This is a genomic window from Collinsella aerofaciens, assembly GCF_020709435.1.
GTDB lineage: Bacteria > Actinomycetota > Coriobacteriia > Coriobacteriales > Coriobacteriaceae > Collinsella > Collinsella aerofaciens_AU.
On record NZ_JAJFDP010000004.1, the window covers coordinates 119,829 to 141,193 of the forward strand.

Here is a 21,365-nt window from a genome sequence, read left to right on the forward strand (position 1 = left end):
TCCGTCCAAATAATAGAAGGCGCGCTGCCTGCGGTTGATGCAGGCAGTGCGCCTTCTTGCGTTGAGCTCGGTTGAGGTTTAAAGCTGTGGCTTGCGACCTTTAGGAGCGGGCGGCTCCGTCGACGGGGAGCACGGCGCCCGTGACGTAGGAGGACATGTCGCTCGCCAGGAAAACAAAGGCGTTGGCGACATCCTCGGGCTCGCCCATGCGACCCAGCGGAATGGTGGCGACGATGGGCTTAATAACCTCTTCAGGCAGGTTGGCGACCATGTCGGTTTTGGTTACACCGGGTGCTACGGCATTGACGCGAATGCCCATGGGGGCGAGCTCGCGCGAGAGCGACTGGACCATGCCGTTGACGGCAAACTTGGACGTTGGATAGCCGACGCCAGAGGGCTGGCCGTACTTGGCAACCATCGAGCTCGTGGTGGTGATGGTGCCGCCGTGGCCGGCCTCGGTCATGATCTTGGCGGCAGCTTGGTGGCCATTAAAGACGGCGACGACGTTAAGGTCCATGACCTTTGCGAACTCCTCGGCCGTGTAGTCCAAGAGGGGTGAACGCTGGGAGATACCGGCATTGTTGACGACCGTGTCCAAGCCGCCCATGTCGGCTGCAGCCTGGGTAAAGGCCTCGGTCACGGCTTCGAGTGAGGTGAGGTCGCAGGAGCGGCCCCAGACCTTGGCGTCGGGATAGGCGGCTGTCAGCTTCTCAACGGCCGCATCGGCGGTCTCCTGACGCGAGCCAAAGACGGTGACGGCGGCGCCTTCCTCGATAAAACGGCAGGCGATGGCATAGCCGATACCGCGCGTGCCTCCGGTGATGATTGCTTTCTTGCCCTCGAGCAACATGGTATTTCCTCTCATCGCGGGCGGACATTCGCAGCACAGCGTAGCCGTAACTGGAATCGGCCGTGTTTGCATATCGGTGAACGGTAGCCCGCGTTACCGATGAGCGGCTCGCGCAAATGTGCTCTGCCGTTGTGCTTAGGGCAGGAGACAAAAGGGCTCCCGTCCCGCATCGGACGGGAGCCCTCAAAGCGTGTATTGCTAGGCGAGCGTTGAGCTAGTTCGCCATGACGCCTTCGGTCCAAGCCTCAACGTCCTCGATGCGCAGGACGTTGGCGACCTCGGCTACGCAGTCGACGCTGGCAAGCTCGGCGGTGGCAGCCTGGACGTCCTTCTCGAGCGCGCGGTGCGTCAGGAAGATGACCGAGCAAGTATCGCTGGCGCCCGACTTGCCGTCCTCGACCTGGTTGATGAGCGAGATCGAGATGTTGTGCTTGGCAAAGATGTCGACCGTCTCGGACAGGGCACCCACGCGGTCGGCGACCTTCAGGCGCACATAGTACTTAGTCTGGAGCTCGTCCATGGGCTTAAAGGCGAGGTTGTGACCATAGGGCTCAATCTCGGGCAGCGGAGCCACGCCGCGGCTGATCTGCTCGGAGAGCGACAGGATATCGCCCACGACGGCGCTCGCGGTGGGGAAGGAGCCTGCGCCGGCACCGTAGAACATGGTTTCGCCCACGGCGTCACCCACCACGTAGACGGCGTTCATGGCGCCGTTGACCTTGGCGAGCATATGGTCTGCCGGGATGAGCGTGGGATGCACGCGGACGTCGACGCCGGCGTCGGTGTTGCGTGCGATCCCCAGCAGCTTGATGGTGTAGCCGAGCTCGCGGGCCTGGGCAATGTCCTCGGCGCCGATGGTACGGATACCCTGCTGGTAGACATCGTCGGTGGTCACGCGGGTGCCAAAGCCGATGGAAGCGAGGATTGCCGTCTTGCTGGCGGCGTCGAAGCCGTCGACGTCGGCGGACGGGTCGGCCTCGGCATAGCCCTTTGCCTGGGCGTCGGCGAGCACGTCAGCGTAATCGGCGCCCTCGGCGTCCATGCGCGACAGGATGTAGTTGGTGGTGCCGTTGAGAATGCCAGCGATGGTCAGGATCTTGTTGCCCACCAGGTCGTGCTCGAGCGTGCTGACAATGGGGATGCCACCGCCGCAGCTGGCCTCGCACTTAATCTGCACGCCGCACGCGCGCGCCTTCTCGGCGAGCGTCTCGACATGACGGCCCAGCAGGGCCTTGTTGGCAGAGACGACGTGCTTGCCGTTCTCGAAGGCGGTGGTGAAGATTTCGGTCGCGGGGTGCTCGCCGCCGATGAGCTCGACGACGATATCGACGGCGGGGTCGGTGACGACGTCGTGCCAGTCGCTCGTAAAGGCCTCGCGCTCAATACCGGCGGCTTCGGCCTGCTCCCAGGCAAGCGCGCAGGCGCGGGTCAGCTTAAGGTCGATGCCGTAGGCGGCCAGGTACTCATCGTGGTGGCTCTTGATCAGACGGGCCACGCCGCCGCCGACGGTTCCCAGACCGATGAGGCCGACGTTCACGGTGCGCAGGGGTTCGCTCATAGATAGCTCCTTCGTGCATCTTATGGATGGATTAACCGCTTAAAGGTTGAGTGCATTCTAGCGTGAAGTGCGGGCGCGTGCTTGCCTGGCAGCGGGAGCAGCATAAAACGCCACCCCCGAAACGCTGCGGAAACATTGGAAACACGCTCGCTACAAACGAACTTCCGTAACAAACTGTCAACGTTTGCACCATAAGGTTTGCCCTGTACCGCAAGACGGCCGCACCGCGGCCAGCGAAAAGGGGGACACCATGTTTAGCATCAACAACGTACTTAACCGCAGGAGTTTCTTGGCTGGCGCCGCGGCGTTCGGTAGCACCGCGGCACTCGCTGGTTGCTCGTCGGGTGGCTCGGACGGCGGCTCCGCCGATGACGGCAAGACCTTCAAGATCGGTGTCATCGGCCCTCTGACCGGCGCCGCGGCAACCTATGGCGTTTCGGCCGAGAAGGGTGCCAAGCTCGCCGCCAAGGATTTTTCGACCAAGGACCTCAAGCTCTCGCTTAAGTCCGAGGACGACGTCGCTGACGGCGAGAAGGCCATCAACGCCTTCAATACCTTGTGCGACTGGGGCATGCAGGCGCTCGTCGGCCCCGTCACCACCGGTGCCGCCGTCGCTGTCTCGGGCGAGATCGCCGACGATATGCTCATGGTCACGCCCTCGGCCTCGTCGCTCGACGCTACCAAGGATAAGACCACGGTTTTCCAGGTTTGCTTCACCGATCCCACCATGGGCGCCAGCGCCGCGAAGTTCTTGGCCGAGAAGTACGCGGATGCCAAGATCGCCCTGTTCTACAACTCCGGCGATACGTATAGCTCGGGCGTTGCCGACGCTTTTGCCGAGCAGGCCAAGGCGTCCAAGCTCGACATCGTCGATACCGAGACCTTTAAGGACGACTCTTCCACAAGCTTTACCAACCAGCTCACCAAGGCCAAGGAGGCCGGCGCCACGCTCATCTTTGCGCCGATCTACTACACGCCGGCGTCCGTTTTGCTCAAGAACGCCAAGGACATGGGCTACGACATGGCCCTCATGGGTACCGACGGCATGGACGGCCTGCTCTCTGTGGAAGGCTTCGATACCTCTCTTGCCGAGGGCGTACTGCTCATGACCCCGTTTTCGGCTGACGATGAGAAGAATGCCGACTTCGTCAAGGCCTATAAGGATGCCTACGACGAGACGCCCAACCAGTTTGCCGCCGACGCTTACGATTGCGTCCACGCAATCGTCGAGGCTATCGATAGGGCGGGGATTGACATTTCGGCCGACGGTGCCGACATTGCCGGCGACCTTGCCAAGGCCATGCGCAAGATCAAGATCGAGGGCCTGACAGGCGAGCTGACGTGGAATGACGAGGGCCAGGTCGAAAAGCCCACCACAGCCTATGTGATTCAGGGCGGCAAGTACATCGCCGCCTAAGTGCGCATAAAGCGCGACCGGTGAGGCTGTTTTATTCAGGGCAGGGACGCCTGTAACAGAACGGAAACATTACTTTCACACAATAAAGTGGCTAAACTGCATAAACCAATAGAAATACGCATAATTATGGATAAACGGACAAAACAAAAGAAAAGTTGAAATAATCGCCACTTTTCTCAACTAAAGCGTCTACTATTTTGCGAACGCCGAACACGGCGAAGGATGGCCTGTTGGGTAACCGAAACCCGACGAGATTTGAGAGGAGAGCCGCATGTCGAGCCTCACCGGTAAGTCATTGAACCCTGTTATGAATCGCAGGAGCGTTATCGCGAGCGCAGCAGGTCTGGGGGCGATGTCCATTCTAGCCGGCTGCTCCTCCAACGGCGGCGACAGCGGTTCCGCTTCGGGCGACGCTTCGTTTAAGATCGGCACCATCGGCCCGCTGACCGGCGCCAACGCGTCCTACGGCAAGTCCGTTACCCAGGGTGTCGAGCTTGGCTGCAAGGATTTCTCGACCAAGGAGCTGCCGCTTGCCAGCAAGGCCGAGGATGACCAGGCCGACGGCGAGAAGGCCGTCAACGCCTTTAACACCCTGCTCGACTGGGGCATGCAGGCCCTCGTCGGCCCGACCACCACGGGTGCGTCGGTTGCCGTTGCCGCCGAGTGCGGTAACGACCCCGAGACGTTCATGATCACTCCGTCCGCGTCCTCCGAGGACGTCACCAAGGGCAAGGATTGCGTCTTCCAGGTTTGCTTTACCGATCCCAACCAGGGCGTCAACGCTGCCAAGTTCCTGGCGCAGAAGTATGCGGACGAGAAGTTCGTGCTGTTCTATAACTCCGGCGACGCCTATTCTTCGGGCATCGCAGATTCCTTTAAGGTTCAGGCCGCTAAATCCAAGCTCGAGATTGTTGACGAGGAGACCTTTAAGGACGACTCCGCCACGAGCTTTACCAACCAGCTCACCAAGGCCAAGCAGGCCGGCGCTACCATGATCTTTGCGCCGATCTACTACACGCCGGCGTCCGTCCTGCTCAAGAACGCCAAGGACATGGGCTACGACGTCAAGATGATGGGCTGCGACGGCATGGACGGCATCCTGGGCGTTGAGGGCTTCGACACCTCTCTTGCCGAGGGTCTGCTGCTCATGACCCCGTTCTCCGCCGACGACGAGAAGAACGCCGACTTCGTCAACGCTTACAAGGATAAGTATGGCGAGACTCCGGACCAGTTTGCCGCCGACGCTTACGACGGCGTGCACGCGGTGGCCGAGGCCCTCGAGGAGGCCGGTCTTGGTGTCGACGCCGACCCGACCGAGGTCGCCGAGAAGCTGCCTAAGGCTATGCTCAAGATTACCGTTGACGGTCTGACCGGCAAGCTCACCTGGAACGATAAGGGCCAGGTCCAGAAGGAGCCCACGGCGTACGTCATCACCGACGGCAAGTACGTACAGGCCTAATAAGCCGCCTTACATAGAGCGGTTTTGATCCCAAGCAGGGGAGGTTTTGGCCTTCCCTGCTTGCTTGGTATCTAGGGACAGTGTAACGTCCCTGTTTCATACATTAACTGGAAACCTATTCGAAAGGGGGATGTGGAACATGACGGTCTTTATCCAATACCTGGTCAACGGCCTGTCCATGGGCAGCGTCTACGCCATCATCGCGTTGGGCTACACCATGGTCTATGGCATCGCCAAGATGCTGAACTTCGCTCACGGCGACGTTATCATGGTCGGTGCCTATGTCTCGTTCTGCGCCACGTCGTATCTCGGCCTCCCGGGCTGGGCATCTGTAATTCTCTCTTGTGTGGTCTGTACCGTTCTCGGTGTTCTCATCGAGGGTCTGGCATACAAGCCGCTGCGTCAGGCGGGCCCGCTGGCCGTTCTGATCACGGCCATCGGCGTGTCTTACTTCCTGCAGAACGCCGCGCAGCTTCTGTGGGGCGCCACGCCCAAGAACTTCACTTCGCTCGTCACCTTCCAGGTGCCGGAGTTCTTGGCCAAGTTCAATGTAAGCGCCGTCTCGCTCGTCACCATCGTCGCCTGCCTGGTTATCATGGCCGGCCTGATGTTCTTTACAGGTAAGACCAAGATGGGCAAAGCCATGCGCGCCGTGTCCGAGGACAAAGCCGCCGCTCAGCTCATGGGCATCAACGTCAACCGTACCATCTCGATGACGTTTGCCATCGGCTCCGCCCTTGCCGCCATCGCCGGTGTGCTCCTGTGCTCCTACTCGCCGGTCCTGCAACCCACCACGGGCGCCATGCCTGGCATCAAGGCCTTCGACGCCGCCGTCTTCGGCGGTATCGGCTCCATCCCCGGTGCCTTTGTCGGTGGCATTCTCATCGGCATCATCGAGGCGATGGCACAGGCTTACATTTCCACGAGCCTTGCCAACTCCATCGTCTTTGGTGTTCTGATCATCGTCCTGCTCGTCAAGCCTGCCGGCCTCTTGGGCAAGTACGTCCCCGAGAAGGTGTAGGTGAGCGTTATGAAGTTTCTTAAAGACAAGCAGACGCGTCACGACTTTGTTACGTACGCCATGTGCCTTGTGGCGTTCGCCATCGTGTTCTTTATGCAGTCCAACCATATGATTCCGCGCATGATCGCCGGTCAGCTGGTTCCCATCACGGCCTATATCGTCATGGCCATCTCCCTTAACCTCGTCGTCGGCATCGCGGGCGACTTGTCGCTGGGCCATGCGGGCTTTATGAGTGTCGGTGCCTACACGGGCATCGTCACCGCGGTCGCCCTCGAGAGCGCCGTTCCCTCCGATCCGGTGCGCCTTATCATCAGCATTGTGGTCGGCGCTATCGCCGCTGCCATCTTGGGCTTCTTGATCGGTATCCCGGTCCTGCGCCTGAGCGGCGATTACCTGGCTATCGTGACGCTGGCCTTTGGCGAGATCATCAAAGAGATCGTCACCTGCCTCATTGTGGGTGTCGACTCCCGCGGCCTGCACGTGATCTTTAACATCACGGGCAACTCTACGATCGACGACCTGCATCTGCTCGAGGACGGTACCGCCATCATCAAGGGCGCCCAGGGCGCCTCGGGCGTGTCGACGTACTCGACCTTCCTCGCCGGTGCCATCCTGGTCATGGTCGCACTCGTGATCGTGCTCAACCTGGTTCGCAGCCGTACCGGCCGTGCCATTATGGCCGTGCGCGATAACAAGATTGCAGCCGAGTCGGTAGGCATCTCCGTCACCGAATACCGCATGATCGCCTTCGTGGTTTCCGCTGCCCTTGCCGGTGCTGCCGGAGCTCTCTTCGGCGGTAACTTCTCGCAGCTTTCCGCCACTAAGTTTGACTTCAACACGTCCATCCTCATCCTGGTGTTCGTGGTCCTGGGTGGTCTGGGCAATATGCGCGGCTCCGTCATCGCGGCGGCGTTGCTCACGGTGCTTCCCGAGCTGCTCCGTCAGTTCTCGGACTACCGCATGCTCATCTACGCCATCGTGCTGATTCTGGTCATGATCTTTACCAACAACCCGCAGCTCAAGGCGTTCTTCGCACGCATTAAGGATCGCTTTGCTCCCAAGAAGGAGGTGGCAGCCGATGCCCAGTAAGTTTGAGTTCAACAAGGGCAAGATGGTCCCGTATCCTTCTGGCGCCATTGTCCCCGACCGCGACCTGGGCCAGCGCCCGGCGCTCGAGTGCATCCACCTGGGCATTGAGTTTGGCGGCCTCAAGGCGGTCGACGACTTTAGCCTAACCATCGGCAAGACCGAGATCGCCGGTCTCATCGGCCCCAACGGTGCCGGCAAGACCACGGTCTTCAACCTGCTCACCAAGGTGTACCAGCCCACGCATGGCACCATCCTGCTCGATGGTGAGGACACCTCGGGCAAGTCGGTCTATCAGGTCAACCGCATGGGTATTGCCCGTACCTTCCAGAACATTCGCCTGTTCAATACCATGACGGTGGAGGATAACGTCAAGGTCGGTCTGCACAATCAGGAGCGCTACTCCGGCTTTGAGGGCGTGCTGCGCCTGCCGACGTATTGGAAGCACGAGAAGGCCGCCCACGAGCGCGCCATGGAGCTGCTGTCCATTTTTGACATGGAGCACCTGGCAAATGAACAGGCCGGCTCGCTGCCTTACGGCGCTCAGCGTCGTCTGGAGATCGTCCGCGCGCTTGCCACCAACCCCAAGCTGCTGTTGCTCGACGAGCCTGCCGCCGGCATGAACCCGTCCGAGACCGCGGAGCTCATGGAGAACATCGTCAAGATCCGCGACACCTTCGGCATCGCCATCATGCTTATCGAGCATGATATGTCGCTCGTTATGAACATCTGCGAGGGCATCTGCGTGCTTAACTTTGGCAAGGTTATCGCCAAGGGTACGGCCGAGGAGATCCAGAACAACGATGCCGTTATCGAGGCATATCTGGGCAAGCAAGATAAGGGGGAGAACTAAATGGCAGAGCCGATGCTTTCCGTCTACAACATCAACGTCTGGTACGGCGCCATCCACGCCATCAAGGACATCTCCTTTAACGTTAACGAGGGCGAGATCGTGGCTCTGATCGGCGCGAACGGCGCTGGCAAGTCCACAACGCTCAAGACCGTCTCGGGCCTGCTGCGCTCCAAGACCGGCTCCATCAAGTTTATGGGCGAGGACATTACCCATACGCCCGCTGATAAGCTGGTTGGTAAGGGACTGGCTCAGGTTCCCGAGGGACGTCGCGCCTTTTTGCAGATGACGGTTGAGGAGAACCTGGAGATGGGCGCCTATACGCAACCCAAGTCCACGGTGGCTCCGGGCCTTGAGCGCGTCTACGAGCAGTTCCCGCGCCTGAAGGAGCGCCGTCGCCAGGTCGCCGGCACCCTTTCGGGCGGCGAGCAGCAGATGCTCGTTATGGGCCGCGCCCTTATGAGCAACCCCAAGCTGCTCATGCTCGACGAACCTTCCATGGGCCTGGCGCCGATTCTGATTGAGCAGATCTTCCAGATTGTCGAGGATTTGCATAAGGCCGGCACCACGGTGCTTCTGGTCGAGCAAAACGCACAGATGGCTCTTTCCATCGCCACACGCGGCTACGTGCTCGAGACCGGCAAGATCACCATGACCGGCACCGGCCAAGAGCTCCTGCACGACGATAACGTGCGCAAGGCCTATCTGGGTGGCTAGGAGGTTCCGCCGTTCTACCGAACGGCGGAACAGTCGACGCTGCGCGGGCACCAGAGCGACAACTTGTCATTCAAAGAGGGCGGCATGACCAGAAGGTCTATGTCGCCCTCTTTTCATGCCAATTTGTTCGCTCTGGTGCCCGCTCGCTGTCCGTCCTCTGCCTGCGGCGTTACTTTGGTTCTGCCCCCTTTAAGTTGCGGTGGAATAGGGACTAAATGGGAGCCTCAGAGGCCAAAAGAGTCCCTATTCCACCGCAACTTCATGGGGGTGTGTGACAATGCCCGTCGGAAAACATCTGCTGTCTTTGGGGGTCTATCTATGCTGTACGAGTTTTGTGCCGAGAACTTTGAGCGGGTGCCGGCGGCTATCGATGCCGGTGCAAGGCGTATCGAGCTGTGCGACAACCTTGCCGTTGGTGGCACTACGCCTTCGGCCGGCGTTATTAGCGCTACAGTCAACTATGCTCACGAGCATGACGCGCGAGTGATGTGCATGATTCGTCCGCGTGGTGGCGACTTTCATTACAACCAGGACGAGCTGCGCATGATGGAGATGGACCTGGGTCTTGCTGTGAGCGCCGGCGTTGACGGCCTGGTCTTTGGCTGCTGCAAACCTTGTGCCAGCGGATGGGCGCTCGACGAGCTTACGTTGGGCGCCCTCGTGATGGCCGCGGGCTGCGCGACCGAAGAGTGCAAGCGCGGGCCCATCGATATTACCTTCCACATGGCATTTGACCAGCTCTCGCCCGAGGCTCAGCTCGATGCGATTGATACACTTGCCGACTGCGGCGTCGCGCGCATTCTGACGCACGGTGGTGCTGCCGGTACGCCGATCGAGGACAACTTCGAAAACCTGGCTCGTTTAATCGAGTATGCGGGTGATCGTTTGACCATCCTTCCCGGCGGCGGCATCACTACGGCAAATCGCGACGCGGTCGCGGCGGCGCTAGGGGTCTCCGAGCTCCATGGCACCAAGATTGTGCCGCTGGAGGTATAGCCCGTGGCGCTGGTATTTGACGTTCAGCAGGCGAGCGGCAAGCCTGACGATAATCGTCGCCCTGGCACTGCGTGCCCTTTTTGCGACACGGAGGGGCTCGCCAACATCATCCAGCGCGATGGTGACTGCATCTGGCTCGAGAATAAGTTCAAGACCTTGCGGGCCACCCGTCAGACCGTATTGATCGAGTCGGCCAATCACGACGCCGACCTGGTGGCCTATGAACCGGATGAGCTGCATCATGTGATGAGGTTTGCCCTGGGCTGTTGGCAGCAGATGATCGATTCTCAACAGTACCGCAGTGTGCTCATGTACAAGAACAAAGGCCCGCTTTCGGGCGGCAGCCTCGTCCATCCGCATATGCAGATTGTGGGTCTGGAGCGGGAGGACGGTTATGCAGCACTAGCCCCCGCCAACTTCGAAGGCATCGATGTTTGGCGACACAGGAGGGTCGCGGTCAACATCTCAACCGAGCCGATCATGGGATTCTTTGAGGTCAACGTCTCGGCTCCACAGGGAATCGCCGCCAGCGACGACGCCCGCGACCAAGCCGAAGCGGACCTGTTTGCCGATGCGATTCAGGTGGCCCTGCGCTATATCCTGAACGAGCACCACGGTGGTCGCGCGGAGTCATACAACTTGTTCTTCTATCATCTGGGCGGTCGGACCATTGCCAAGGCGCTGCCACGTTGGGTGGTATCGCCCTACTTTGTGGGCTATCGTCTGGCCCAGGTCAATGCTGAGACCACACTCGATACCGATGCTGAGCGCCTACGCGCGCATCTGGAAACGCTCGCGTAGCAAGGCGAGCGCCTGCGAAAAGTGTGCTGCCTAGCGTGCCATCGCGTCGCGGCCGGCCTTGACCCGCTTGCGCTGTTTGGTGCGCTCTTCGCCGGTTAGGCGCTCAAAGAGATGCCCGATAATCGAGGCCAGCACCTGCTGAAACAGCGTTCCGCACATGACGGGAAACACGACTTCGCCCGGAAAGTACTGCGTGGCGATGACGGCGCCCGAAGAGATGTTACGCATGCCGCAGGTAAAGCACATGGTGGTCGTCTCGCTATATGGCAGATGCAGCGTATGGGCGACCAGAAAACCGACGACAAAGCCACTGATGGCGAAGACCAAAATAAAGAGGGCGACTTCCAAGCGCACCGCGTTCATGTGCAGCACGTACTCGCTCATGGCGGTGGAGTTGGAGGCGATAACGCCCATCATCATGAATTTGCAGGCGGGCGAGAGCACGGGGGAGAGTTTTTCGTGCCCCCATCCGCGCGTGAGCTCGTTGATCACGATGCCGAGCACGGCGGGGATGGCGATCATAAAGGCCATGTCTTGCATCATGCTCGGCACATCGATCGAGACGGTGGCGCCCAGCAGGAGCTTGAGCGTGAGCGGAATCGTCACAGGGGAGATAACCGAGGACGTCAGGATGATGGTGAGCGCGAGCGGGCCGTTGCCGCCGAACATGCTAATCCACATAAAGGCAGTGACCGCCACGGGTACGCTGTACTCGAGCACGATGCCGCAGACAAGGTTGGGATTGGAGCCAAAGAATAACGATCCCATGGCATAGGCCACGATGGGAATAAGCGCCGCCGAGACGAGCAGTGCCAAAATCAGGTGCAGGGGACGGCGGAACACCTCGGCTACCTGGTGGAAGGTGTTGCTGAGCGCACCCTGAAACGTCATAAAGGCGAAGAGGGCGGGAACAATGGGCTTGAGCACGCCAATCTGCTGGGGAAAGAGCACGCCGAGCGCCACGCAAATCGGAACGATGACCTGCATATGCCCCGCGAGGAACTTTCCCAGTCCAGTCCATTGCTTCATATGTCCCGTGACTCCCTTTATCCGCGAACTCGTTTGTATGGATATGCTAGACGCTCGTATGCGTCCGTGCGGCTGAAACGCTCGATTATTTCGAGGCTATTACCGGCATCGTTTACCGAAACCGCGGCGTGCTGCGGCGATTTGCGTCCGCGCCGCACGGTATAATAAATCCGTTCAACAGATCTGCCTGCCGAAGCGGGCATACACAGAGGACTCATCGCTATGAACCGTGAGAGGTATCGCGGCGACCTGCCCCTATCGGGGGTGGGCGCCTATGTCATCGCTTAAGACGACGCATCGCTGGGCGGTCGCTCAGCAAAACCCCGAGCTCGAAAAGGAGCTTTCGGCTGGTCTGGGCATTCCCGGGCTGGTGGCGCGCATTATGGTCGCGCACGGCATTGGCTCCATCAAAGAGGGCCAATTGTTTTTGACGCCTTCGCTCGATCGCGACTGGGCCGATCCACTCATTATCCCGGGCATGTCGGTCGTTGCCGACCGCGTCGAGCGTGCTATTCGCAACCACGAGCACATTGCAGTCTTTGGCGATTTTGACGTTGACGGTATTACGTCGACCTGCCTGTTGACCGAGGCGCTGCGCACGTTTGGCGCCGATGTCACGCCGTTTATTCCGCATCGCTTTGATGAGGGCTACGGTCTTTCGCGCGCGGCACTCGACCGCGTTAACGAGCTCGCTCGCCCCCAGCTGATCGTGACCGTCGATAACGGCATTGCCGCCAAGGAAGAGGTTTCCTATTTGGAGGACCTGGGGATCGATTTGGTGGTCACGGACCATCACGAGCCCTCCGACCAGGTGCCGCAGGGTGTGCCCCTGACCGACCCCAAGCTCGAGGACGAGGGCCCCTCGCGCGAGCTTGCCGGTGCTGGTGTGGCGCTCAAGCTGGTGCAAGTCCTGGGTGAGCGCCTGGGCAAGCCGTCGTATTGGCGTTCGCTAATCGAGGTCGCGGCGCTGGGCACCGTGTCCGACATGATGCCGCTCACGCCCGAGAACCGCGCGCTGGTTGCCGAGGGCATCCAGCAGATGCGCGTAACCGCTCGCCCCGGCTATATCGCGCTTGCCGCGCTTGCCAAGGCGGACCTTTCGAGCATTACGGCGGATGGCCTGTCATTCTCGCTCATTCCCCGCTTAAACGCTGCCGGCCGCATGGCCGATCCCAAGCTGGCGCTCGACCTGCTGCTTGCCCGCAATCCCATCGAAGCAAGCGCGCTGGCGGCTGAGCTCGAGGAAATCAACCGCCAGCGCCGTGAGATCGAGGCGGAGCTCACGCGCGATGCCATGGCAAAGGTCGAGGAGACCTATGACGGCGGGCGCGCGATCGTTGTGGGCGGCGAAGGCTGGCACGAGGGCGTCAAGGGCATCGTGGCAAGCCGTCTGACCAACCGCTATCACGTGCCGGCGCTGCTGTTCTCGATCGAGGACGGTATCGCGCGCGGCTCTGGTCGCTCGGTGGGCAAAGTTAACCTGTTTGACGCCGTCGAGCGCTGTTCCGACCTGCTGATTCGTCGCGGCGGACATGCCGGTGCGGTGGGTGTGACCATCGAGGCATCCAAGCTCGATGAATTCCGTCGTCGCCTTTCCGCCGTGCTATCGGAGATTCCCGCTGAGGACTTTGAAGACATCGACGAGGTTGCCGCCACGGTCGACCTTTCCGAGCTGAATATCGAGACTATAGAGCAGATTTCCCGCCTTGAGCCGTTTGGCCAGGGTAATAAGGTGCCGCTGCTGGCTGCCGAGGGCGTGACGATGTGCGATCGCGCCGTGGTGGGTAAGACCGGCGAGCACATGCGCTTTTTGGCGACCGATGGCGCCGCGAGCGTGCCGGCCATTATGTTCCGCGTGCCGCAAATCGATAAGCTCATCAACTGCGATAGCGCTGTCGACTTGGTGTTTGAGGCCGTTGCCGAGCATTGGCAGGGGCGTGTGAAGCCCAAGCTCATGATCAAGGATGTTCTGGTCCGCGATACCACGCTGCCCGGCGTCGACGATCCGGCATGCGAGCTTCGTCGTGGCGTGCAGCCGGCGGATTCTGGCCTGCGCCTGGAGTCGCGCAAGCGCGAGACGCTCGCCCAGCTTTCCTATACCGAGCTCACGCGCTCGCTTATTCATAGCTTTATCGGCTCGAACCAGCCGCACCGCGCGCAGGTCGAGGCGCTCGATGCCCTGGCCGATCACCAAAGTGTTCTGGCCGTTATGGGAACGGGGCGCGGCAAGTCGCTCATCTTCCATGTACATGCCGCGCGTGAGGCGGTGCTTCGCGGACGTGCGAGCATCTTTGTCTATCCGCTGCGTGCGCTTGTTGCCGACCAGGCCTATCACCTCTCGTCGACGATGGCATCGCTTGGCATTGGCGTTGGCGTGCTGACCGGCGAGACCGTGGAGGCGGCGCGCGATGACGTGTTTGCCGGCTTGGCTTCGGGCCGTACCGGCATCGTGCTCACGACGCCCGAGTTCCTGTCCATTCACCGCGACCGCTTTGCGCGTTCGGGGCGCATCGGTTTTGTCGTTATCGATGAGGCGCACCACGCTGGCCTTGCCAAGGGCGGCGACCGCAGCGCCTATCTCGACATGCCCGATATCCTCAAAGCCCTGGGCGACCCGGTCGTTATGGCCGCGACGGCCACCGCGACGGCTCCGGTCGTGGCCGAGCTTGCCCGCATGCTTCCGATCACTCACACGGTGGTCGACGAGACGGTGCGCGAGAACCTGCAGCTCGAGGACGACCGTGATCTTGCAAGTCGCGAGAACCGTTTGGTGTCGATCGTGGCGACGGGGGAGAAGACCGTCATTTACGTCAATTCGCGCGACCAGTCCGTGGCGCTCGCCAAGACACTACGCAAACGCGTTCCCGACTGTGCGACCCGTATCGCGTTCTATAACGCTGGCCTTACGCGCACCGACCGCCATCGCGTAGAGGAGGCGTTTCGAGACGGCAGCCTCAGCTGCATCGTCTCGACATCCGCCTTTGGCGAGGGCGTCAACCTTCCCGATATTCGCCATGTCGTGCTCTATCACATGCCGTTTGGCGGCATTGAGTTTAACCAGATGAGCGGCCGCGCCGGTCGCGATGGCCAACCCGCCGTGATCCATCTGCTCTATTCGTCGCGCGACGCCCGCATTAACGAGCGCCTGCTCGACTGCTATGCGCCCGAGCGCGACGAGCTCGTCACGCTCTATCGCGCGCTGCAGACCATGTGGCGCTCCAACCGCGGCAAGACCGGGGACGATTTCTTTAGCGCGAGCGATATCGACATCGCGCAGATGTGCCTTGCCATCGATGCTCGCACGCCGGTCGACGAGCGCTCGGTGGAAAGCGGCTTGGGAATCTTCGAAGAGCTTGGTTTTTGTCGCGTTTCGGGGTTTGACGACACCCGTCGCATCGCGATGGCCGAAAACCCCGGCCGCGTGCAATTGAGCAGGTCAATTCGCTATTTGGAGGGCTTGCGCTCGCGCATGGAGTTCTCGGCTTTCCGGAGTTGGGCGCTCGATTCGTGCGCTTCTGATATGCTAGCCAAAGTTAACCGCCCGATCGTACCGCGGGCCTAGGGGAAGGGGACCTCGATGGATGCCGCAGCCCGTACCGCCCATGATTCCACCCTCCAGCCGTTTTCGGAGATGGAGCACTATAAGCATGCCGATGAGCTGCCGCCCGAGATTATGGCGGACAGCTACGACAAGCTGGAGCGCTTGTGCCTCAAATATATGAATGAGGACGACTTCTCCAAGGTGGAGCAAGCCTACTGCTTTGCCGCCGAGAAACACTGTAACCAAAAGCGCCGCTCGGGTGAGATGTACATTAACCATCCCGTCGAGGTTGCCATCATTTTGGCCGATCTCAAGATGGATTGTGACGTGGTGTGCGCCGCGCTGTTGCACGATACCGTCGAGGACACCGAGACCTCGCTCACCGATGTTTCCGGCCTGTTTGGCGATACGGTGGCCGAGCTCGTCGATGGCGTGACCAAGCTCACCAACATCGAAGTCGACAGCATGGACGAGAAGCAGGCGCTCACGCTGCGCAAGATGTTCCTCGCCATGTCCAAGGACATTCGCGTCATCATCGTTAAACTTGCCGACCGTCTGCACAACATGCGAACGCTGGCAGCCCTGCGCGAGGATCGTCGCCTGTTTAAGGCTCGCGAGACCATGGACGTGTACGCGCCCTTGGCTGACCGCCTGGGCATGAGCTCTATTAAGTGGGAGCTCGAGGACCTGTCCTTCTTCTACCTGGAGCCCGATGCCTACCAGCGCATCGCGCGCATGGTGGCTGAGTCGCGCGAGGTCCGCGAGCGCTACCTTGCCGAGACCATCAAGACACTCACCGACGAACTCAACCGCATTGGCCTGGAGGACTTCCAGATCAACGGCCGTTCCAAGCACTATTGGTCCATCTACCAAAAGATGAAGCGCAAGGGCAAGGAATTCTCCGAGATCTACGACCTGGTGGCACTGCGCGTCATCACGCATTCGGTGCGCGATTGCTACTCCACGCTCGGCGCGGTGCATACGCTGTGGCACCCCATGCCCGGTCGCTTTAAAGACTATATCGCCATGCCCAAGGTCAATAACTACCAGTCGCTCCACACGACGGTCATCGGCCCTACGGCTCGTCCGCTCGAGATTCAGATTCGAACCTACGAGATGCATGAGCAGGCCGAGTACGGCATTGCCGCCCACTGGCTATATAAGAAGTCGGGCGGATCGTCTGCTTCCAAGACCAATGACGCTCAACGTTTGGACGACCAGATCAACTGGCTCAAGCATTCGCTCGATTGGGCGGCTTCCGACGAGATCACCGATGCCAAGGAATACCTGCACTCGCTGAAGGTCGATCTGTTCGATCAGGAGATCTTTGTCTTCACGCCCAAAGGCGAGGTCATGGCGCTTCGTGCCGGCTCCACGCCGCTCGACTTTGCCTATGCCGTTCACACCGAGGTGGGAAACCACTGCGTCGGCGCCAAAATCAACGGTGCGGTGGCTCCGCTCACGCACGAGATTAAGACGGGTGACCGTGTCGAGATCCTGACTAACAAGAGTTCCAAGCCGTCGCGCGATTGGCTCAAGATCGTTAAGACACCTTCCGCCAAGTCAAAGATCCGCCGCTATTTTGCCGCTGCGACCAAGGACGACGACGCTGCCGCCGGTCGCGATATGCTGGCCAAGGACCTGCGTAAGCGTGGCTATGGCATTTCTACGCCGCGTTCGACGCGTGCACTCAACGCCGTGGCGGAGCAGTTTAACTTCAAGCAGCTCGAGGACCTGTTTGCCGCCGTCGGCGCCGGCAAGGTTGCCCCGCGCGCTGTGGGCAATAAGGTCGAGCAAATCTTGGACCCCAAGCCCGAGGAACAGCTCACCAAGGCCGAGGCTATCGCCGAGGTCGTGAAGCAGCCTGCTCGCGGCTCCAACCGCAAGCCGCAAAAGCGCGGCAAGAGCGCTAGTAACGGCATTATCGTCAAGGGCGAGAGCAACAGCGGCCTGCTGGTCCGTCTGGCTCATTGCTGCAACCCCGTGACGGGCGACGACATCGTCGGCTTCATCACGCGCGGTCGTGGCGTTTCGGTGCATCGCGCCAACTGCCCCAACGTCAAGGGTCTTATGGAACATCCCGAGCGCATGATCGATGTGGAGTGGGACGGCGCTGCCGACACCCTCTTCCAGGTCGAGATCGTGGTCGAGTGCCTGGACCGCATGGGCCTGCTCAAGGATGTCACCATTGCCATTGGCGATGCGGGCGGCAATATCCTTTCTGCCGCCACGTCGACCAACCGCGAGGGTATTGCAACCCTGCGCTTTATGGTCGAGATCTCGGACGCGAGCGGTCTGGATCCGCTGCTGGCTTCCATCAGCAGTGTCGATTCGGTCTACGACGCTCGCCGTCTTATGCCCGGCGAAGGCGGAGCTCAGCTCAAGCGCCGTGTGTAGGTGCGAGAGCCTCTCAGCATCATAGATATTGGTTACGTTCGAGGCATCGTTTGGTGCCTCGAACGTATTTTAGAAGGAGGGTATGCGCATGGGCGATATGACTTTGGACCTGACACCCCGAGGTGCAGCTTCGATTGAGGCACTCGTCAACGGCCCGATTCAGACCAACAGTTACGTCGTGATTTCGAATGACGAGTGCTTAATCGTCGATCCGGCGTGGGAGGGCGAGCGTCTTGTGGAGCATATCCGCACCGCGCATCCCGAGGTTCGCGTACTCGGCTCTGTCTGCACGCACGGTCATGCCGACCATGTTGGCGGGGTCGCCGGGGTTCGAGCTGTCGTTGGCGACAGCGCACTATATGAGTTGTGCGCTAAGGACGTGACGGTGCCTCGCGCAAATATCGAGGAGCAGCGCGCCATGTGGGGTATTGAGACGCCCGATCCGGGCGAGCCGACGCGGCTGCTTGCCGAGGGCGATACGATTGAATTGGGCGATATCTGCCTGCAGGTGATCGAGACGCCGGGGCATACGCCGGGCGGCATCGTCCTGTTCGCCGCGACCGAGCAGGGGAACATCGCCTTTGTGGGCGACACGCTTTTCCCGGGCAGCCACGGTCGTACCGATCTTTCCGGCGGTGACGAGGCGGCGATTATGCGCTCGCTCTCCAAACTTGCCAAGACGCTTCCGCCCGATACCGTTTGCTTGACGGGCCATGGCGATTCGACCACGATGGCGCGCGAACTTATGCAGAATCCGTTTATGCAGATGTAGGCTCGAAGCCGTCTTTCGAACCACGAAGACCGCTCAATCGTCAAGCTATTTTCCCCAGTGGGTCGATTCTGTGGGGCAAACGGTCAAAATTTGTCCAATCGGATGGTATTCGTGAACAAACGAACGTTTATGCTCGGGTATGTCGTGGTAAAATCTCAGGCGTTATCGGAGCAACCTTACAGGAGGTTTCTTTTATGCTCGTCAACGCAGCAGACATGCTCAAGAAGGCCGAGGCCGGCAAGTACGCTCTCGGTGCCTTCAACACCAACAACCTCGAGTGGACCCTGGCTATTCTCCAGGCCGCCGAGGAGGCCAAGTCTCCGCTGATCCTTCAGTGCACCGCTGGTGCCGCTAAGTGGATGGGCGGTTTCAAGGTCTGCGCCGACATGGTCAAGGCTGCCGTCGAGGCCACGGGCGTTACCGTCCCCGTCGCCCTTCACCTCGATCACGGTTCTTACGAGGACTGCTTCAAGTGCATCGAGGCCGGCTTCACGTCCATCATGTATGACGGCTCTCACGAGGAGACCTTCCAGCTTAACCTCGACCGCACCAAGGAGCTCGTTGAGCTTGCCCACTCCAAGGGCATGTCCATCGAGGCCGAGGTCGGCGGCATCGGCGGCACCGAGGACGGCGTGACCTCCAACGGCGAGCTCGCTGACCCCGCTGAGTGCAAGCAGATTGCTGACCTGGGCGTCGACTTCCTCGCCTGCGGTATCGGCAACATCCACGGCGTGTATCCCGCCGACTGGGCTGGCCTTTCCTTCGAGCGTCTGGGCGAGATCAAGGCTCAGACCGGCGACCTGCCCCTCGTTCTGCACGGTGGTACCGGCATCCCCGAGGATCAGATCAAGAAGGCCATCTCCCTGGGTATCTCCAAGATCAACGTCAACACCGACCTGCAGCTCGTCTTCGCCAAGGGCGTTCGCGAGTACATCGAGGCCGGCAAGGATCAGCAGGGCAAGGGCTTTGACCCCCGCAAGCTCCTCAAGCCTGGTCGCGACAACATCGTTGCCCGCACCAAGGAGCTCATGGAGGAGTTTGGCTCCGTCAACAAGGCGTAAGCGTCGCTAAACTTCCCACCGGAAGCCCCGTCTCCCTACACTGTTTCCTTTGCGCTCACCTGGCTTCGCCAGAAGTCGCGCCAAGGAAACAGTTCCGGGAGACGGGGCTTCCTTCGTTTAACGCCGCAGGGTTACGAGTCTGAATTAAGGTGGCTACTGGCTTCGCCAGAAGTCGCGCGACGGAATCAGCTCCGGGTGAACGGGGCCTCCTTTGTTAACTCGCTACAGGGTTACTGGGCTGAATTCATTTTTTGACTACCGCTCGGCGGTGTTGATGGCTCCCTTGTTGGGGCTTTCTTTTTTATCTCGCTACAATGGACTTCAAGAGTTCTAATGACTTGGAGTTTGGTATGGCTGTTATTAATGTGCTGCCTTCGGATGGGAAGGTTATTGACGAGGGTCCTGTTGGTTGCTCTGTTGATGTTTGCTGCGATGACTTTCGCCATCTCGATATTGGACTACCGCCTGAGATTCTTCGTCTTAAGGATGCCGGGTATTTGACGCAGGCTGTTGCCGCCTGCGATCGCCTTTTGGAGCAGAATCCTGAGCCTTCCCTGGCAGCCTGCGTTCGTGCCGAGCGGTATCGCATGCTTGAGACGCCGCTTCATTTTTCGGTGTCGCGCGCTCGGGCTATTGCGATGATTCGCGAGGAGTGGCCTGAGTTTACCGAGGAGCAGTTTGACGATTTGATTGACCGTAAGCGTATTGACTGGCGCTTTATCGATGGCGAGCTGTTCGTTCTCGACAACTTCCTCGATTCGCTTCGCGTATATCCCAAAGAGGTCCCCGGCATGCGTCCCGATTCTACGGACGGAATAGCACTGCGCAACGAGATGCTCAAGGAGATGGAGTCGCAAAACGGATTGACTCGCGTTATTACGCTTCAGGCGTCCTTGTCTGTCCCCGGCGCTCTAGAGGGGGAGACCGTTTGCGCTTGGCTTCCCGTCGCGGCTGCCTGCCGTCAGCAGTCTCGGGTCGAGATTCTCGACATGACGCCGGAGGGTACTGTTGCTCCCGCGAACGCTTCGGCGCGTACCGCCTCGTGGTCTTCTTCGAGTGAGCGCTCATTCTCGGTGACCTATCGTTATCACATCGATGCCGCTTATCGCGATATCTATGGGGGTGCGCTTCCGGCGCATCCGTGTATGGACGCGCCGCTGTCCGAGGATATTTCCGAGGACCGTCCGCACATTGCATTTACGCCGTATCTGCAGCAGCTGACGGCCGGTGTTGCTGACGGACTCGAGGATCCGCTCGATCGCGCTCGTGCTATCTATGATTACCTGACACAGCATATCGACTATCGCTATCAGCCACCGTACCTGCTTTTGGGATCTATTGCCGACGACTGTGCGCATTCGCTCCGCGGCGATTGCGGCGTTATGGCGCTCACGTTTATCACCATGTGCCGCATCGCGGGGGTGCCTGCTCGTTGGCAGAGCGGCCTGTATGTTGCGCCCGATTCGGTGGGGCCGCACGATTGGGCTGAGTTCTATACGCCACAGACCGGTTGGCTTAACGCCGACGTATCGTTTGGTTCCTCGGCACGCAGGATGGGGGAGGAGTGGCGTCGTCGTCACTACTTTGGCAATCTCGACCCGTGGCGTATGGTGGCCAACAATCGATTCCAGGCTGAATTTGTGCCTGCTTTCGATGGTATGCGCGAGGATCCCTATGACAACCAGATGGGCGAGGCCTCGGTTGACGGACGTGGATGTCGTAAGCGGGAGATGTTACGCAAGGTTGAGCTTATCGGGTTGATTTCCGATCTCAGCCGAACACATTGAGCAAATAGGCCATTCCCGCAGTT

16 protein-coding genes are annotated in these 21,365 nt (G+C 60.1%); 13 read left to right on the forward strand and 3 right to left on the reverse strand.

Translation table 11 applies throughout. From position 1 onward, the window contains the following. Positions 1–100 precede the first annotated feature (100 nt). Positions 101–850, reverse strand: coding sequence for an SDR family NAD(P)-dependent oxidoreductase (locus LK493_RS04365; protein ID WP_138340724.1), 750 nt, complete (start codon positions 848–850; stop codon positions 101–103). Positions 851–1,064: 214 nt separating this feature from the next. Beyond that, the gene (locus LK493_RS04370; RefSeq protein ID WP_195919453.1) at positions 1,065–2,408 is read right to left on the reverse strand and encodes a homoserine dehydrogenase; all 1,344 of its coding nucleotides are present in this window, start codon (positions 2,406–2,408) and stop codon (positions 1,065–1,067) included. Positions 2,409–2,658: 250 nt separating this feature from the next. On the opposite strand from LK493_RS04370, the gene LK493_RS04375 reads away from it, so the two are divergent. The 8 genes from LK493_RS04375 to LK493_RS04410 all read left to right on the forward strand — a co-directional run bounded on the left by LK493_RS04375 (position 2,659) and on the right by LK493_RS04410 (position 10,755). Then, a complete protein-coding gene (locus LK493_RS04375) occupies positions 2,659–3,825 on the forward strand; it encodes an ABC transporter substrate-binding protein (protein ID WP_227790253.1) in 1,167 nt (388 codons plus the stop codon). 271 nt (positions 3,826–4,096) lie between these two features. Continuing rightward, the gene (locus LK493_RS04380) at positions 4,097–5,284 is read left to right on the forward strand and encodes an ABC transporter substrate-binding protein (RefSeq protein WP_117855262.1); all 1,188 of its coding nucleotides are present in this window, start codon (positions 4,097–4,099) and stop codon (positions 5,282–5,284) included. Positions 5,285–5,423: 139 nt separating this feature from the next. Continuing rightward, complete coding sequence (locus LK493_RS04385; RefSeq protein ID WP_117582912.1) at positions 5,424–6,305, forward strand: branched-chain amino acid ABC transporter permease; 882 nt, start codon at positions 5,424–5,426, stop codon at positions 6,303–6,305. Between the two features lie 9 nt (positions 6,306–6,314). Next, the gene (locus LK493_RS04390) at positions 6,315–7,394 is read left to right on the forward strand and encodes a branched-chain amino acid ABC transporter permease (RefSeq protein ID WP_227790254.1); all 1,080 of its coding nucleotides are present in this window, start codon (positions 6,315–6,317) and stop codon (positions 7,392–7,394) included. Further along, positions 7,384–8,244 (forward strand): ABC transporter ATP-binding protein, encoded by an 861-nt coding sequence (locus LK493_RS04395; RefSeq protein ID WP_089573307.1) that lies wholly within the window; start codon positions 7,384–7,386, stop codon positions 8,242–8,244. Before LK493_RS04390 ends, LK493_RS04395 begins: the two co-directional genes overlap by 11 nt. Beyond that, positions 8,245–8,958, forward strand: coding sequence for an ABC transporter ATP-binding protein (locus LK493_RS04400; protein WP_006234438.1), 714 nt, complete (start codon positions 8,245–8,247; stop codon positions 8,956–8,958). A 318-nt stretch (positions 8,959–9,276) separates the two neighbouring features. After that, a complete protein-coding gene (locus LK493_RS04405; RefSeq protein WP_227790255.1) occupies positions 9,277–9,954 on the forward strand; it encodes a copper homeostasis protein CutC in 678 nt (225 codons plus the stop codon). Positions 9,955–9,957: 3 nt separating this feature from the next. Further along, positions 9,958–10,755, forward strand: coding sequence for a DUF4931 domain-containing protein (locus tag LK493_RS04410; RefSeq protein ID WP_227790256.1), 798 nt, complete (start codon positions 9,958–9,960; stop codon positions 10,753–10,755). A gap of 30 nt (positions 10,756–10,785) precedes the next feature. Here the strand turns inward: LK493_RS04410 and LK493_RS04415 are convergent, their stop codons facing one another. Then, positions 10,786–11,784, reverse strand: coding sequence for a bile acid:sodium symporter family protein (locus tag LK493_RS04415; RefSeq protein WP_227790257.1), 999 nt, complete (start codon positions 11,782–11,784; stop codon positions 10,786–10,788). A gap of 274 nt (positions 11,785–12,058) precedes the next feature. Between LK493_RS04415 and recJ the strand changes: the two genes are divergently transcribed. The 5 genes from recJ to LK493_RS04440 all read left to right on the forward strand — a co-directional run bounded on the left by recJ (position 12,059) and on the right by LK493_RS04440 (position 21,342). Beyond that, on the forward strand, positions 12,059–15,346 hold the full coding sequence (recJ, locus tag LK493_RS04420) for a single-stranded-DNA-specific exonuclease RecJ (RefSeq protein ID WP_227790258.1): 3,288 nt from the start codon (positions 12,059–12,061) through the stop codon (positions 15,344–15,346). A gap of 15 nt (positions 15,347–15,361) precedes the next feature. After that, positions 15,362–17,722 (forward strand): RelA/SpoT family protein, encoded by a 2,361-nt coding sequence (locus LK493_RS04425; RefSeq protein ID WP_117758813.1) that lies wholly within the window; start codon positions 15,362–15,364, stop codon positions 17,720–17,722. Between the two features lie 88 nt (positions 17,723–17,810). Beyond that, positions 17,811–18,494: an MBL fold metallo-hydrolase gene (locus LK493_RS04430; RefSeq protein ID WP_055310560.1), complete on the forward strand. Its 684-nt coding sequence runs from the start codon at positions 17,811–17,813 to the stop codon at positions 18,492–18,494. A 194-nt stretch (positions 18,495–18,688) separates the two neighbouring features. After that, a complete protein-coding gene (gene fba, locus LK493_RS04435; protein ID WP_006234429.1) occupies positions 18,689–19,555 on the forward strand; it encodes a class II fructose-1,6-bisphosphate aldolase in 867 nt (288 codons plus the stop codon). 350 nt (positions 19,556–19,905) lie between these two features. Then, positions 19,906–21,342, forward strand: a complete 1,437-nt coding sequence (locus tag LK493_RS04440; protein WP_195363164.1) for a transglutaminase-like domain-containing protein — start codon at positions 19,906–19,908, stop codon at positions 21,340–21,342. The last annotated feature ends 23 nt before the right edge of the window (positions 21,343–21,365 follow it).

Coding starts and splice junctions, on each gene's coding strand:
- LK493_RS04400 (WP_006234438.1), top strand. CDS start 8,245: ATGGCAGAGCCGATGCTTTCCGTCTACAACATCAACGTCTGGTACGGC.
- LK493_RS04415 (WP_227790257.1), bottom strand. CDS start 11,784: ATGAAGCAATGGACTGGACTGGGAAAGTTCCTCGCGGGGCATATGCAG.
- fba (WP_006234429.1), top strand. CDS start 18,689: ATGCTCGTCAACGCAGCAGACATGCTCAAGAAGGCCGAGGCCGGCAAG.
- LK493_RS04395 (WP_089573307.1), top strand. CDS start 7,384: ATGCCCAGTAAGTTTGAGTTCAACAAGGGCAAGATGGTCCCGTATCCT.
- LK493_RS04380 (WP_117855262.1), top strand. CDS start 4,097: ATGTCGAGCCTCACCGGTAAGTCATTGAACCCTGTTATGAATCGCAGG.
- LK493_RS04405 (WP_227790255.1), top strand. CDS start 9,277: ATGCTGTACGAGTTTTGTGCCGAGAACTTTGAGCGGGTGCCGGCGGCT.
- LK493_RS04370 (WP_195919453.1), bottom strand. CDS start 2,408: ATGAGCGAACCCCTGCGCACCGTGAACGTCGGCCTCATCGGTCTGGGA.
- LK493_RS04430 (WP_055310560.1), top strand. CDS start 17,811: ATGGGCGATATGACTTTGGACCTGACACCCCGAGGTGCAGCTTCGATT.
- LK493_RS04365 (WP_138340724.1), bottom strand. CDS start 850: ATGTTGCTCGAGGGCAAGAAAGCAATCATCACCGGAGGCACGCGCGGT.
- LK493_RS04440 (WP_195363164.1), top strand. CDS start 19,906: ATGGCTGTTATTAATGTGCTGCCTTCGGATGGGAAGGTTATTGACGAG.
- LK493_RS04425 (WP_117758813.1), top strand. CDS start 15,362: ATGGATGCCGCAGCCCGTACCGCCCATGATTCCACCCTCCAGCCGTTT.
- recJ (WP_227790258.1), top strand. CDS start 12,059: ATGTCATCGCTTAAGACGACGCATCGCTGGGCGGTCGCTCAGCAAAAC.
- LK493_RS04375 (WP_227790253.1), top strand. CDS start 2,659: ATGTTTAGCATCAACAACGTACTTAACCGCAGGAGTTTCTTGGCTGGC.
- LK493_RS04385 (WP_117582912.1), top strand. CDS start 5,424: ATGACGGTCTTTATCCAATACCTGGTCAACGGCCTGTCCATGGGCAGC.
- LK493_RS04390 (WP_227790254.1), top strand. CDS start 6,315: ATGAAGTTTCTTAAAGACAAGCAGACGCGTCACGACTTTGTTACGTAC.